The organism is Collinsella intestinalis DSM 13280 (assembly GCF_000156175.1).
GTDB classification, from domain to species: Bacteria; Actinomycetota; Coriobacteriia; order Coriobacteriales; family Coriobacteriaceae; genus Collinsella; species Collinsella intestinalis.
The window spans coordinates 889894-903274 of sequence record NZ_GG692710.1 but is presented as its reverse complement, the minus strand read 5'-3'; the positions used below and the strand labels follow the sequence as shown (position 1 = coordinate 903274).

Genomic DNA, 13381 nt, shown 5'->3' with positions numbered 1-13381 from the left:
CCTATGCCTCCTCGCCGGTGTAGGGCTCGCGGCTCAGCAGCTCGAGCTCGAAGGTGAGCGTGTGGCCGGCCATGGGGTGGTTGAAGTCGAACAGTGTGTCGGCATCGTCCGCCACGCGGATCACGCGGGCGAGTTGTTGGTAGCCCTCGTCGTTCATGAGGTAGATGAGCTGGCCCGGGATGAGGTCCTCGTAGTTGGGGATCTCGATGGTGGGCATCGTATAGAGCAGACGCGGGTCGTGCTCGCCGTAGGCGTCCTTGGGCTCGAGGCGCACGGTCTTCTTCTCGCCCGGCTCCATGCCGAGTACGGCGATCTCGAATCCGGGCACGACCTCGTGGTTGCCCTCCACGTAGGTGAGGGGGGTGCGGCCGATGGTGGTGTCAAACACCTCACCGTCCTCAAAGGAGCCGGTGTAGTGCACCGTCACGCGGTGCTTGAGGGAGAAGTCGGTCACGGTGATCCTTTCAGGGTCGATGGTCACGAGGCAAGCCTATCATGCGCTTGCGATCTAAAAGCCATAGCGGCGGGCGAAGTCGTCGGCTGCGGCGCGCACGCCGTCGACGCCTTCCGCCCACAGGGTGAAATCGGGTGTGTCGGCGATGATGCCGTCGGCCTCCCACACGGCCTGGTGGGCAAGATCCCACGTCTCGCGCGCGGGCGGTCGCACGGGCAGGTACGGGTCGTGGTAGGTGGGGTTCAGCAGGAAGAAGGCGCCGCCATCGCAGCGCGTGGCGAAATCCCTGAGGGCGCGACGAGCGCTGCGGGTCTGACCGAGCTTGTAGAGCAGCAACGTGCGGCCGAGGCCGAACCAGGGGAGATCTTCGACGTCCGGACCCGCCTCCTGCACGGCTTGGAAGAACGCGTCCTCGTCCTCAAGGCGTGCGAGGACGAGCAGCAACGTGCCAACGGCGTAATTGGGAAAGCCCTTTGCGCGCATGACGGTTCGGGCATAATTGGCAGCCGACCGGTAGCGGGCGGTGAAGATGGATCCCTGGGCGAGCGCCTCCAGGATGTGGAGCCAGCCGATCAGGTCGGGGTCGGAGGCGGTGAGCTCGCTCGCGCTCGTTCCGTCTGCCAGCGCCTCAGGTGCCCAGAGACCGTCGACGTCCGGATCGAAGCCGGGATGCGTTGAGATGATCATCTCGCGTGCCTCGCGCTCGAGCTTGAGCATGTCGGAGAGGCAGGCGTCGAGGGGGACTTCGGCGAGCTGGATGGAGACGAGTCGGGCGTCCAGGCAGGTGGGGTCCTCGGCGATGATGTTGGCGAGCTGCTCGCGCGCTTGGGAGAACAGCTCGCCACGGCCGTGCTCGAACTCGTCGTCGGGGAGGCCCTCCATGCGCAGGAGCCCGTCGGTGAGTTCTCCGTGTACGCGGGAGTAGGACAGCAGCGCCTGCGCATGCACGTTTGCGGCGTAGCGCTCGGGTTCGGCGGCGATTTGCTCGCGCACGAGCTCGCGTGCGCCCTCCGTCAAGCCGGGGTGTTCTTGGATATAGAGTCGTTCCAGGTATGCGGGAACATAGATACGCGGGTCCATCAGCGTGTACCTCCGATTGGGCCGCCGCCCTCGGCCTGGGCGATCATGGCGCGATCTTGGTCGGTGAGTGCGGCCTGAACCAGCTCATGCTCGGCGACCCAGATGGCGAAGCTGGCGGCGTCGGGCGTGCCCATGCCTTCTTGGAGCAGGGGCGTCGCTTCAGAGAGGGCAAGTATCAGCTCGTCGTCGCTGCCGGGCTGCACGTGCACGCGCGAAAACACACCGTCGGGGAACTCGGCCTGGAGGTAGAGTGCTTGGGCGGGATGGGGGTAGGAGCGCATGAGGGCCTGAAGCAGCGCGGTGGCACGGTCGAAGTCGAAGGCGCGGTAGGCGAGGCTCATCTCGGTGATGAGGGACCATGCGTCGGGCCGATGGCCGCCGAGGCGCCCCGTGCGGGAGGATGCACGGTCTTGGTAGGCTGCGGCGTGGCGTGAGCGAAAGCGCCTGAGCTCATCGGCCTCGACCTCGAGCTTGCCCAGTGCGAGCATACCGGTGTGCCGCGCGCCAGCCAGGTCGAGCGGATTGGCCTCGAGGGCGCGTTCGGCATAGGAGAGCGCCATGCGATAACGGCCGGCGATGAGCAGGCGCGAGGCGAGCGCGGCGAGCCAGCGCTGATGCGCGCGGCGACCGAGGTCGTGGGCGAATTCCTGCTCATAGGGGTTAGCAGCACTTTCGATGAGCGTTTTCAGGTCATCCTCAACGGCGGGGAGGTTTTCGATGAGATAGTCGATGAGCGCATCGTCGGAGATGGAGCGCATGGTTGCGAGCATGCGCTGCGCGTCCCAATTCCGAGGGTCGAGCTCGACGGCCTCGCGCAGGTAATCCTCAGCTTGGGAGAACAGCTGCTCGGCCTCTGCCTCGGAGGGGGCGAAGGGTGCGCGGTAATCTGCGAGCTCGGTCGCCATGGCGACGAGGTGGAACGATCGGTCCCGATCGGTATGGATGAGGGTTGCCGGGTCGAGGCGGTAGGCCTCGCTGGCGCGCTCGATGAAAGCGGCGTCGCTCGCGGGGTCGGCGCCTTCGCGCTCCATGGCGGCGAGGATGAGCCGCAGGCAGTCCTCTTGGACGGGGTCGAATGCCATGTCGCTCCTAGTCGATACGGTATGAATGCGCGCCCGAGGGCGCGTCGATGCAGGTGGTTCGGCGGCGTGTCGCCGCGTGATGAGGCGGCCGCGATCGTTGCGCGGCGCGTCTCGATGACCTTTTAGTTTACCGATTGAAGGGCGGGGAGACTACCGTAGGGCGGCGGCGTCCGATTCTTCCGCAACAACTTCAACGACCAGCCCGTGGGGAAGACATACGATCTGCTCGCCGGCCTGTGAGATGGGCGCGTGCTCGACGCAGACCTGGTTGCCGCAGTTGGCGCTTTTCACCTCGGCGCGACCCTCCGAGATCGAGATGACGTTCTCGCCGCCGTCGGCATCTCGCCCGCTGCCGGCGCCGTTCGTCTCGACGGTGAAGGTAGCGTCGCGCGCGAGCTCGTCGACGCGGCGGAAGCCGTCTTTGGATTGGGTGACGACGACCAGTCCGTTCGCCGACGTATTCCTACCGTTCGCGTAGTTTATGAGCCACCATGCGCCCCCGCCCACAAGAGCGAGCAAAAGCGCGGCTATCAGGCATAAATCGCCGGTTTTGAGGCGGTGTTTCACGTGTTCTTCTTCCGGGTCGCGTAGTCCAGTCACCCATGGTACCAGGTCTTTTGATTGGCTGCGCCCGAGATGGCCCACACGGGTGAGTGCGGTTGACCGGGGCGCGGAGCGATACAATATGCACGTCTGCGGGTACGTTGCCACCCGATGATAAAACGATACATCATCGAAGGCCGAGCAATCCGCCCGCACCCGAATACGGTCCTTACGCGGAGCCAAAAAGGGGGTTCCGCGCGTGAATGCGGGGTGACCCGCGACTTGGGAGGTACGCAATGGGACGTTTTACCAATCCGCGTGATCTGTACTTCGGTGAGGGTGCCCGTCATGAGGTCAAGAACCTCAAGGGCGAGCGCGCCATGATCGTGACCGGTGGCGGCTCGATGCGCCGCGGCGGTTTCCTGCAGGACGTTGAGGCCGACCTCAAGGAGGCTGGTTTCGAGGTTGAAATCTTTGAGGGCGTTGAGTCCGACCCGTCCGTCGAGACGGTTATGAAGGGCGCCAAGGCCATGGAGGCCTTCCAGCCCGATTGGATCATCGGCATCGGCGGCGGCTCGCCCATCGACGCCGCCAAGGCCATGTGGCTGTTCTACGAGTATCCCGAGGAGACCTTCGAGCAGGCCGTCGTACCCTTCTCCTTCCCGGAGCTCCGCCGCAAGGCCCACTTCTGCGCCATCGCCTCTACCTCCGGCACTGCGACCGAGGTCACCGCGTTCTCCGTCATCACCGACTACGAGAAGGGCATCAAGTACCCGCTGGCCGACTTCAACATCACGCCCGACGTCGCCATCGTCGACCCCGAGCTCACCTACACCATGCCCGCTAAGCTCTGCGCTCACACCGGTATGGACGCGCTGACCCACGCCATCGAGGCCTACGTCTCCACCGCCGGCTCCATGTACACCGACGGCAACGCGCTGCATGCCATCCGCGAGATCGTCGAGTGGCTGCCCAAGTCCTATCAGGGCGACCATGAGGCCCGCGCCCACATGCACGACGCCCAGTGCATCGCCGGCATCGCCTTCTCGAGCGGCCTGCTCGGCATCGTCCACTCCATGGCCCACAAGACCGGCGCTGCCTTCACCGGCGATCACATCATCCACGGCTGCGCCAACGCCATGTATCTCGGCAAGGTCATTCAGTTCAATGCCCGTGACGAGCGCGCCAAGAGCCGCTACGCCTTTATCGCCAAGGACGTTTTGCACCTCGCCGGTGAGACCGAAGACGAGCTCGTCGAGGCCCTGGTCCAGAAGATTCGCGACCTCAACGACGCCCTCGACATTCCGCAGGGTATCAAGAACTACGGCAAGTCCGGCGTGAAGGCCGACGAGTCGATCATCGACTACGAGGAGTTTGAGGCCAAGAAGGCCGACGTTGCCGCCAACGCCATCCTCGACGCCTGCACCGGCTCCAACCCGCGTATCCCGACGCAGGAGGAGATGGAGCAGCTGCTCGAGTGCGTCTACACGGATACTCCGGTCACGTTCTAATAACCCGGTGACGTTCTAGCCGCCCCCGGTGACGCTCTTGCCGCCCCGGTGACGCTCTTGCCGCCCCGGTGACGCTCTGGGGCTGCATCGATTGCTCGAAGCGGCTTGTCACTCGGAAGCCCGATGGCCCTCGGTTGCCATCGGGCTTCTCTTGTATTGGGTCGCCGCGGAGCCCCGGCTGGGCCGTCTGGCCTCGAGGTATAACCAAAGTCACGGCATGGGCATCGATTTGGTGTTTTTGGTTATATCTCGCTGGGGAGAGAGGGCCGGGCGCGGGAATTCCGCTATACTTTGCTCCCGCGGGCGATTGGCGCAACGGTTAGCGCAGGTGCTTTACACGCACAAGGCTGGGGGTTCGAATCCCTCATCGCCCACCAAGGAATGTGAACGCGAGGGCCGTGTCGCCCTCGCGTTTTTGTTTATCGTGTGCGGATTCGAGCCCCGTCCGGGGTGCGGAGCTGAGGAAGCGGCGGGATAATCGGGCCGATGTGATCTCGCCATGAATGCAGCGCGCCGTGCACGGTTACATATCTACCATTCGACGATTCGGGCCGAAAGAATCAAATATCGCTGCTAATCTGCAAGTAACGTACACGTTAACAAAAAGGGGCGTCGCTATGTTTAAGCGGTTTTCGCTGGTTTTGCTATCCTTTCTGTTGATTGGACTCGGCGTACTTCCATTTCCGATGTTTGCCTCAGGCAGCCCGGTAGAAGAAGTTATTTCGCTTTCGAATGATGTCACGATTGGGCAAGAGGCTTCCGATGTAATTCCCGAAGATGCGGAACTGCTTTTTTCTGTTTATCAGTATGGCGTTTCGCTGGAAGAGGATATCGGAACTCCATACGCCTGTGCCGACAAGGCACTTGCGAACGTGAGGGCATATCGCGTGCACCGTAATTCTCGCCAGTATATCGATCTGTTCATAGGATTAAGTAGACCTTTGGGTTCTTGCTTGGTCATAAAGGGTGTAACTGACGGAGAGCTTCGAGTGGATGATCTGACAACAGGGGGAGCTTTTGGCGAGGCGATCAACTACTATCAGCCTCAGGCGGGCTCTACGTTAAATTATTACTATGATGGGAACACACCCATTAACCCCGGACATTCATATGATGTGAGCTGGCATTTTAAGTCCTATCTGCTTAACGGAATTGATTCTTACTACAGTGGATCAAAGACCTTTTTTGCGTGAGTCGATATGCGCGTGGATGTTTGTTTTGATGGGAATGCGTATGCGGCGCTGAAGCTCGCTAAAAACGTGTTTCGGCTCGATTTGCCTCATGTAGAGTTGCTTTGCGATGATTTGACATTCGGGTCCCTTGCCGACATGAGCTTCGATGTGCGCAGCAGGGAGCTGAGCAGGCTCCATGTCGATCCGTCATTTCTTTGCGAGCGCAGCTCTCGGGAATTCCCATTGCGCGTTGAGGCTGCGGACGAGCTGAGGCTGTGGTCCACGGGAAAGCCGTCTGATGTGCTGGGGGAATACTATGTAGCGTCGTTGGCGCCGCAAGGTGTGCCGATTTCGCATATCGAAGTCGATGCGGAAGGGGTATTACAGGATATCGATGCAGCCGGTGCTGCAATGCGGGAGCTTCTCGCGAGCGCCTGCCCACTCGACGCCTCTCGTATGCGTGAGATATGGCGTCGCATGCTTGCAGACGATGCCAGTTTGAGGGTGGTCGTCGACGGAATGCCTGCGAGCAGGGATGTAACGTATTTCGACTGCGCCCTTCGTGAACTCGCCACGCACGGCAATTTCGAATCGTCCTCGGATCTTGCCATCGCTGCTCTCGATTCGTGTGCCGCGCTCGCGGGAGGGCCTATAAACCTCGAGTTTTATCGCGGCCGTGCGGAGGAACTCGGCTTGCTCACCTCGCGCTGATCGTTTTGTTTATGATGGTGAGGACGAACCTGCATCGCGAGAAAGGCTGCTATGAGCGACTTCGACCTCTCGAACTACCCCGTCCTTCCCGCCGAGCCCACAGGCGAGCTGCGCGAACAACTCGGCCGTGTGAAGTACGTCTTCACCGACTTGGACGCCACCATGCTGGCGCCCGGCTCGTGCGCCCTCTCGGATAACGAGGGCAACCCGAGCACCGCACTCGTTGAGGCCATAGTGGCTCTCAAGCGCGCCGGCATCGAGATCATTCCGTGCTCCGGCCGCGCTCGTGTGATGATGCACGAGGATTCGCGCATCCTGGGCTTCAACTCCTACATCGGCGAGATGGGCGGCCTGCTCATGCTCGACCTCAAGGCAAACAAGTGGGAGTACTTCACCGGGGACATGCCCTACGACCCCGATTGCGGTCTCACCCCGCATCAGGTGATTGAGCAAGCGGGCGTCTGCCAGGGCATCATCGACCGCTGGCCCGGCCGTATCGAGTATCACAACGACATGGCAAACGGCATCAAATACCGAGAGGTCACGGTCGGCATGCGCGGCGAGGTGCCCGATGAGGAGGCCCAGGCGATGATCGACGTCGCCGGCCTCGGCCTGGTGTGGGGCAACAACGGCTACCTGACCCATGTCTCCAAGCCCACCACGTTGGAGCTTGGTGAGGACGGCCCCGGTCGTGCGTTCAATATCATGCCCGCCGGCCTCAACAAGGGCCGTGGTATCGAGCGCTTTTGCGAGCTTCGCGGTATCGATCGCGCCGAGACGCTCGCCATCGGCGACTCGGAGTCCGATTTCCTGGCTGCCCCGTATGTGGGAACCTTCGCGTGCGTGGAGAACGCCCTCAAGGATCCCGCCACGCCTGCGCTCATCGCTGAGAACGATAACGTCTACCTCACGCGCGGCAAGATCGTCGAGGGCTGGGTGTATATGGCGAAGGCCCTGCTGGCGGCCCGCGCATAGGTGCGAAAGCGCATGACGGGAGGAACCATGAGAGATTGCGAGCGCCCCATCGGCGTGTTCGACTCCGGATTGGGCGGTCTCACGGTTGCGCGGTGCATCGCCACCTCGCTGCCGCATGAGTCGATTTACTACGTGGGAGATACCAAGCGGTGCCCCTATGGCGTGCGTCCCGAGGAGGAGGTGCGCTCATTCGTGCTGCAAGCGGGCAGGTGGCTCGCCGAGCACGAGGTCAAGATCATGGTGATTGCGTGCAACACCGCCACCGCGGCGGGTCTGCGCATCGCTCAGCAGGTGCTGCCCGTGCCGGTGATCGGTGTGATCGCGCCGGGCGCACGCGCCGCCATCAACTCCACGCGTACGCGCAAGGTCGGCGTGCTCGCCACGCCGCTCACCGTTCGAACCGGCGCCTACACGCGCGCCATCCAGGATCTGGATGCGGGTGTGGATGTGTACGGATGTCCCGCCCCAAGTTTTGTCGAGATCGTCGAGCATGAGCTCGCTACTGGCGCCCACCTGCAGGAGCGCTGGCTGCAAAATGGGGACATCTTCGACACGCTCGAGAATCGCGTAGAGGTCGAGCGCACGCTCGCGCCCATCATCAGCGGCGGTGCGCAGGTGGACACCGTGGTGCTCGGCTGTACGCATTTCCCCTTGCTGGCCGGTCCGATTCGCCATGCACTCGGTCCCGATGTGCGTGTGGTGTCCTCGGCGGAGGAGACGACGCGTGAGCTCGAGGACATTTTGAGCCGTCGTGACCTTCTCGCCCCTCAGACGGCGCAGCCGGAGCACCGCTTTGCCACGACCTCGGATAACATCGCCGAGTTCGCTGCTGCGGGCAGCTTCATCTTCGGGCAGCCACTCAAGAGCATCGAGCACATCTCACTCGACGAGCTTCGCGGTCTGTAACGTCTCAATTGGTGCCTGTCCCCCAATTGCTCGTTTTTCTCATCTCGAGGGCAGGCCCCAATCGCCCGTGGGGACCGCGGACGAGAAGCTGGGCCGCCCGGCGTTCAATACCACTTCTGAAAGGAACACGTTCCATGGAACATATGATGATCGACCGCGCCAATGGTCGCGCGGCAAACCAGATGCGCACGGTCAACCTCACCCGCGACGTGATGAAGCACGCCTTGGGCTCTTGCTTGGTCGAGTTCGGCGACACCAAGGTGCTGTGCGCCGCCACCATCGAGGAGGGTGTGCCCGGCTGGCGCAAGGCGAGCCATCAGGGCTGGGTCACCGCGGAATATGCCATGTTGCCCGCTTCGACCAATCGCCGTACGCGCCGTGAGACGAACAACCGCAAGGGCCGCTCCATGGAGATCGAGCGCCTGATCGGTCGCAGCTTGCGCACCGTTGTGAACATGAAGTCCCTGGGTGAGCACACGGTCACCGTGGATTGCGATGTCATCCAGGCTGATGGCGGGACCCGTACGGCGAGCATCACCGGCGCATGGGTTGCCCTGCACGACGCGCTCATGGCCTGGGTTGAGGCCGGCAAGATCGCCCGCCTGCCGCTCACCGGCCAGGTCGCCGCCGTCTCCATGGGTCTGGTGGACGGTTGCGAGCTGCTCGACCTCGACTACTCAGAGGACAGCCACGCCGAGGTGGACATGAACCTCGTCGCCACGGATGCTGGCGAGATCATCGAGATTCAGGGCACCGGTGAGCAGACGCCGTTCGACCGCGCCCGCTTGAACCGCTTGCTCGACCTCGGTGAGCTCGGCATCAAGCAGCTCATCGACCTGCAAAACGAGGTTACTGCTTTCCGCGATTAGCGGGTTTTCTGCCGATGTGCATTTGGGGACGGGTACGTTTTACACATCGGCGAGGCGGCCCGCTTTCAGCCCGCGTGGGTCGCAGCGGGTGTGCAGTTTGCGCCCGTCCCCCATTACACATCGAGAGGAAGGCCCCTTATGGCACTTGAGAAGATCGACATCGAGACACTGGACCCCAAGCGCACCATCGTGGTCGCCACGGGCAACGCGCATAAGCTGACCGAGATCGAGGCGATCTTGAGCCAGGTCTTGCCCGACGTTCGGTTTGTGGCGCTCGGCCAGCTGGGAGATTTCGAAGACCCCGAGGAGAACGGCACCACGTTTGTCGAGAACGCGATCATCAAGGCCGAGGCCGCCGTCGCGGCGACGGGCCTGGCGGCCATCGCCGACGATTCCGGCCTGGTGGTGGACGCGCTCAACGGTGAGCCCGGCGTTTACTCTGCGCGCTACGCCGGCACCCATGGTGATGACGAGGCCAACAACGCCAAGCTCCTCGACAAGATGCAGGAGGTAGCGGACGCCGATCGTACGGCGCGCTTCATGAGCGTCGTGGCGCTCATCGACGCCGCAGGCTGCGTCCTCACGGGCACGGGGGCCTGCGAGGGCATGATCGCGCGCGAGGGGCGCGGGAGCTTCGGCTTTGGCTATGACCCGTTGTTCCTGCCCACCGATACGCCCGGCAAGACCATGGCCGAGCTCACGCCCGAGGAGAAGAACGCCATCAGCCATCGCTTCCATGCGCTCGAAGACCTGTCTGCTCAGCTCACGACTGTGGGCGGCGCTCAGGCGCAGGAGTGCTAACCCATGCGCGCCGTCATTCAGCGCGTTGAGCGCGCGAGCGTGACAATCGCCGGGGACGTCGTGGGTAAGATCGGCGCCGGGTATCTGATTTTGCTCGGCGTCGGCCATGCCGATACCCGGGCTGAGGCGGATAAGCTCTGGGGCAAGATCTTCGCCCTGCGCATCAACGATGACGAGGAGGGGAAGACGAACCTCTCGCTTCCCGATGTGGACGGCGAGGTTCTGGTGGTCTCTCAGTTCACGCTGTTCGCCAATTGCAGGAAGGGCCGCCGCCCCTCCTTTGTCGAGGCCGCGCCACCGGCGCAGGCCACCGAGCTATATGAGTACTTCGTCGACCTCGTCCGTGCCGACGTGGGACGTGTCCAGACGGGCCGTTTTGGTGCCGATATGCAGGTCGAGCTTGTGAACGACGGACCTTTCACCATCGTCCTCGACACCGACGAACTCTAGCTCGAATAACGAGCCGACATCCGAGCCGCTGTGGCGGTTGCTCGCTATCGCCTGTGGCTGCCTCCGAGATTGCCTATGGAATTTTTCCTGTCCGCGGTCCCCAATTGGAAGAAGTCCATAGGCGATTCTCAAAGAGGCATAGGCAGTCTTTTGCCGGTTGTGGGCAATCCGCCCTCGGCATAGGCAATCCCCATCCTCGGGCATAGTCAATCCTGGGCGCACGCCCATGCGCTGGGCCCATGTCCGATGCGGCCTTGAGAAAGACCTCGTCTCCCTGCTATACTCCAACGCGTTTGTCTATCTTGGGCGCATTCTGTCTATACGGCGCCCTGCTGGAGGCCATAGCATGGAAGAGATGGAAGTCAATCACGTCGAGGAGATCCAGGAGAAGCTGTCCGGGATGGTGGGCGACCGCGTGAAGGTCAAGGCCAACATGGGCCGCACCCGCGTCATCGAGCGCATGGGCATCATCAAGAATGTGCATCCTGCCGTCTTCATCATCGAGGTCGATGAGCGTCGCGGCCGCAAGTCCCGTCAGTCGTATCAGTACGTCGACGTTCTGACCGGCACCGTCGAGCTGTTCGACCCCGAGACCGGCGAGCATATCTTCACCCCGCTCGGCACGCAGCTCGAGGAGCACTAAATGCCGGCGCCGAACCCCGCGTTCGACCCGCTTCGCGCGGCGGGCGTCCGCGCCGAGGCTCCCCAGGGCCGTTTCATGCTCATCACCGCCCCGGCGAAGATCAACCTCTATCTGGGCGTTCATGAGCAGACGGATGAGGAGGGCTACCACGGTGTCGACACGGTCATGACGACGTTGGACATCGCCGATACCCTCGCCATCGCGCCGTCCGATCGCCTCATGGTCAAGACGGTCCCGGAGGCCGATTTCCCGCAGGAGAGCAACAGCGCCTATAAGGCCGCCGTCGCGATGGGGGAGGCCTTTGGCCGCGAGCCGAATTTCGCGATCCTCATCGATAAGCACATCCCCATCCGCGCCGGCCTGGGCGGCCCGTCCACCGATGCCGCCGCAACCATCATGGGCATCTGCCGGTACTGGGGCGTCGATCCGCGCGATGAGCGCATCGACGCGGTGGCGCGCTCGATCGGCGCAGACGTTCCGTTCTTCCTTTACGGCCCGCCAGCGCACCTCGATGGTCGCGGCGATACGATGCGCGAGATGTTCCGACCTCTCACCGGCACCCCGGTCGCGCTGGTCAAGCCCATGACGGGCGGTGTCTCCACCGTCGAGGCCTATCGCCGTTTCGACGAGAGCCCACAGCCCGCGGGCGAGCTCGAGCCCATGCTCGACGCCATGCGCGCCCACGACGAGGATGCCGTTTTCTCACACGTCTCGAACAATCTCGCCCCGGTGGCGCGCGAGCTGTGCCCCGAAATCGGCGAGATTCTCGATTGGCTGCGCGAGCAGCCAGACGTCCGCGCCGTCGATGTCTGCGGATCCGGTGCCACTGTTTTTGCCGTTTGCAAAACGCAGATGGCGGCCGAAAAGATCGGCATTGCCGCCATGAAGGAGCATGGATGGTGGGCCCAAGCTGCGAAGATGGAAAAAAGTGGACCTTTTATCGCTGTGGGCTAGCATTGGAAGAAATCTTCTGATACTATAACCGAGCTTCGGGTTGTGGCTCAGCTTGGTAGAGCACCGCGTTCGGGACGCGGGGGTCGCTGGTTCAAATCCAGTCAACCCGACCATTGCATTGCAAAGGGTCGTCTTCGGGCGGCCCTTTTTTGCGTTTAAACCGCTTACCGACTCTTAACCGAACGGGCCCGTTGCCCGTGTAGAATTGTCAAATGTTGTGCAGAGCCGTGATGGCGGGTTATACTCTTTCGAGCTAGCGCGCGGCGCATATCGCGCATGTCACGCCAAACGGAAAGTTTCTGGAGGAAATGGTATGTTCCCTAAAGGTTTTGAGTGGGTTGTCATCCTCATCGTCGCCCTGCTGATCTTCGGCCCCAAGAACCTGCCGAAGCTCGGCAAGTCTCTGGGCAAGACGGTCAAGAACATCCGTGAGGGCATGTCCGGTGACGGCGAGCAGCAGGCCGAGGAGGCCGAGGTCGTCGAGGAGGACGACGAGGTCGCCCAGCTCGAGGCTCAGCTTGCCGAGGCCAAGGCCAAGAAGGAAGCCGCGGCCGCCAAGGACGCCGAGTAACCCGCGTACACAAGGGTTGATCGCGGCCGGTTGACCCGCCAGGGTTCGCCGGTCGCTTTGCTGTTATTTCTGCACGCACACGCTAAGAGGGGATCGTCGCATGGACGTAAGCCAGATCGTACTGACTGCCGAGGGCCGCAAGAAGCTCGAGGAGGAGCTCGCGTATCTCGAGGGCGAGAAGAGCCGTGAGATTGTCGAGCACATCAAAGAGGCCCGTGCATTCGGCGACCTTTCCGAGAACGCCGAGTACGATGCCGCCAAGGAGGATCAGGCTCGCAATGCCGCCCGCATCGCCGAGATCCGCGCCACCCTGGCCAACGCTCAGGATGCCGTTGCCGGCTCCAGCATGATCGTCTCCATCGGCAGCGTCGTCACGCTGATCGACGGCGAGGGCGAGGCCTCCGATTTCACCATCGTCGGTACCACCGAGACCAACGTTCTCGAGCACAAGATCTCCAACGAGTCCCCGGTCGGTCGTGCCATCATCGGTCACGGTGAGGGCGAGAGCGTCGAGGTTGTGCTTGCAAACGGCAAGACGCGCGTCTACACCATTGCCAAGATCTCGCGCTAGGGTTCGTTCGAATCCTAGCGCGCAACTCCGCTCCTTGACGCCGCATGGCGCCAGGGGGCGGTTTTCGTTTGAAGCCCCTTCGCGGTAC

General features: G+C 62.6%; 16 protein-coding genes and 2 tRNA genes. 14 read left to right on the top strand and 4 right to left on the bottom strand.

Translation table 11 applies throughout. The annotated features are described in order from the left end of the window. Position 1: 1 nt before the first annotated feature. From COLINT_RS04220 to COLINT_RS04205, 4 genes are all read right to left on the bottom strand, one after another. Positions 2-454 (bottom strand): FKBP-type peptidyl-prolyl cis-trans isomerase, encoded by a 453-nt coding sequence (locus tag COLINT_RS04220; RefSeq protein WP_039910345.1) that lies wholly within the window; start codon positions 452-454, stop codon positions 2-4. Positions 455-508: 54 nt separating this feature from the next. After that, on the bottom strand, positions 509-1534 hold the full coding sequence (locus COLINT_RS04215; protein WP_006723135.1) for a hypothetical protein: 1026 nt from the start codon (positions 1532-1534) through the stop codon (positions 509-511). Beyond that, the gene (locus tag COLINT_RS04210) at positions 1534-2616 is read right to left on the bottom strand and encodes a hypothetical protein (protein WP_006723134.1); all 1083 of its coding nucleotides are present in this window, start codon (positions 2614-2616) and stop codon (positions 1534-1536) included. The genes COLINT_RS04215 and COLINT_RS04210 overlap by 1 nt, the downstream gene beginning before the upstream one ends. Before the next feature lie 150 nt (positions 2617-2766). Then, positions 2767-3183 (bottom strand): NusG domain II-containing protein, encoded by a 417-nt coding sequence (locus tag COLINT_RS04205; protein ID WP_006723133.1) that lies wholly within the window; start codon positions 3181-3183, stop codon positions 2767-2769. 272 nt (positions 3184-3455) lie between these two features. On the opposite strand from COLINT_RS04205, the gene COLINT_RS04200 reads away from it, so the two are divergent. The 14 genes from COLINT_RS04200 to greA all read left to right on the top strand — a co-directional run bounded on the left by COLINT_RS04200 (position 3456) and on the right by greA (position 13293). Continuing rightward, a complete protein-coding gene (locus COLINT_RS04200; RefSeq protein WP_006723131.1) occupies positions 3456-4670 on the top strand; it encodes an iron-containing alcohol dehydrogenase in 1215 nt (404 codons plus the stop codon). Positions 4671-4971: 301 nt separating this feature from the next. Beyond that, a tRNA-Val gene (locus COLINT_RS04195) sits at positions 4972-5047 on the top strand. 240 nt (positions 5048-5287) lie between these two features. Continuing rightward, positions 5288-5863 (top strand): hypothetical protein, encoded by a 576-nt coding sequence (locus COLINT_RS04190; RefSeq protein WP_006723130.1) that lies wholly within the window; start codon positions 5288-5290, stop codon positions 5861-5863. Positions 5864-5869: 6 nt separating this feature from the next. Next, on the top strand, positions 5870-6553 hold the full coding sequence (locus COLINT_RS04185) for a hypothetical protein (RefSeq protein ID WP_006723129.1): 684 nt from the start codon (positions 5870-5872) through the stop codon (positions 6551-6553). A gap of 51 nt (positions 6554-6604) precedes the next feature. Further along, complete coding sequence (locus tag COLINT_RS04180; RefSeq protein ID WP_006723128.1) at positions 6605-7528, top strand: HAD family hydrolase; 924 nt, start codon at positions 6605-6607, stop codon at positions 7526-7528. 27 nt (positions 7529-7555) lie between these two features. Further along, positions 7556-8434 (top strand): glutamate racemase, encoded by an 879-nt coding sequence (gene murI / locus COLINT_RS04175; RefSeq protein WP_156780322.1) that lies wholly within the window; start codon positions 7556-7558, stop codon positions 8432-8434. 134 nt (positions 8435-8568) lie between these two features. Further along, positions 8569-9303, top strand: coding sequence for a ribonuclease PH (gene rph, locus COLINT_RS04170; protein ID WP_006723126.1), 735 nt, complete (start codon positions 8569-8571; stop codon positions 9301-9303). Positions 9304-9441: 138 nt separating this feature from the next. After that, positions 9442-10104, top strand: coding sequence for an RdgB/HAM1 family non-canonical purine NTP pyrophosphatase (gene rdgB / locus COLINT_RS04165; RefSeq protein WP_006723125.1), 663 nt, complete (start codon positions 9442-9444; stop codon positions 10102-10104). 3 nt (positions 10105-10107) lie between these two features. Next, entirely contained in the window at positions 10108-10554 is a 447-nt protein-coding gene (gene dtd, locus COLINT_RS04160; protein WP_006723124.1) for a D-aminoacyl-tRNA deacylase, read from the top strand. Between the two features lie 346 nt (positions 10555-10900). Continuing rightward, complete coding sequence (locus COLINT_RS04155) at positions 10901-11197, top strand: Veg family protein (protein ID WP_039910343.1); 297 nt, start codon at positions 10901-10903, stop codon at positions 11195-11197. After that, positions 11198-12151, top strand: coding sequence for a 4-(cytidine 5'-diphospho)-2-C-methyl-D-erythritol kinase (ispE, locus tag COLINT_RS04150; protein WP_006723122.1), 954 nt, complete (start codon positions 11198-11200; stop codon positions 12149-12151). Between the two features lie 36 nt (positions 12152-12187). After that, positions 12188-12264: transfer RNA gene (locus COLINT_RS04145), tRNA-Pro, on the top strand. A 200-nt stretch (positions 12265-12464) separates the two neighbouring features. Continuing rightward, positions 12465-12722, top strand: coding sequence for a twin-arginine translocase TatA/TatE family subunit (tatA, locus tag COLINT_RS04140; protein WP_006723121.1), 258 nt, complete (start codon positions 12465-12467; stop codon positions 12720-12722). A gap of 100 nt (positions 12723-12822) precedes the next feature. Then, positions 12823-13293, top strand: a complete 471-nt coding sequence (greA, locus tag COLINT_RS04135; RefSeq protein WP_006723120.1) for a transcription elongation factor GreA — start codon at positions 12823-12825, stop codon at positions 13291-13293. Positions 13294-13381: the final 88 nt, after the last annotated feature.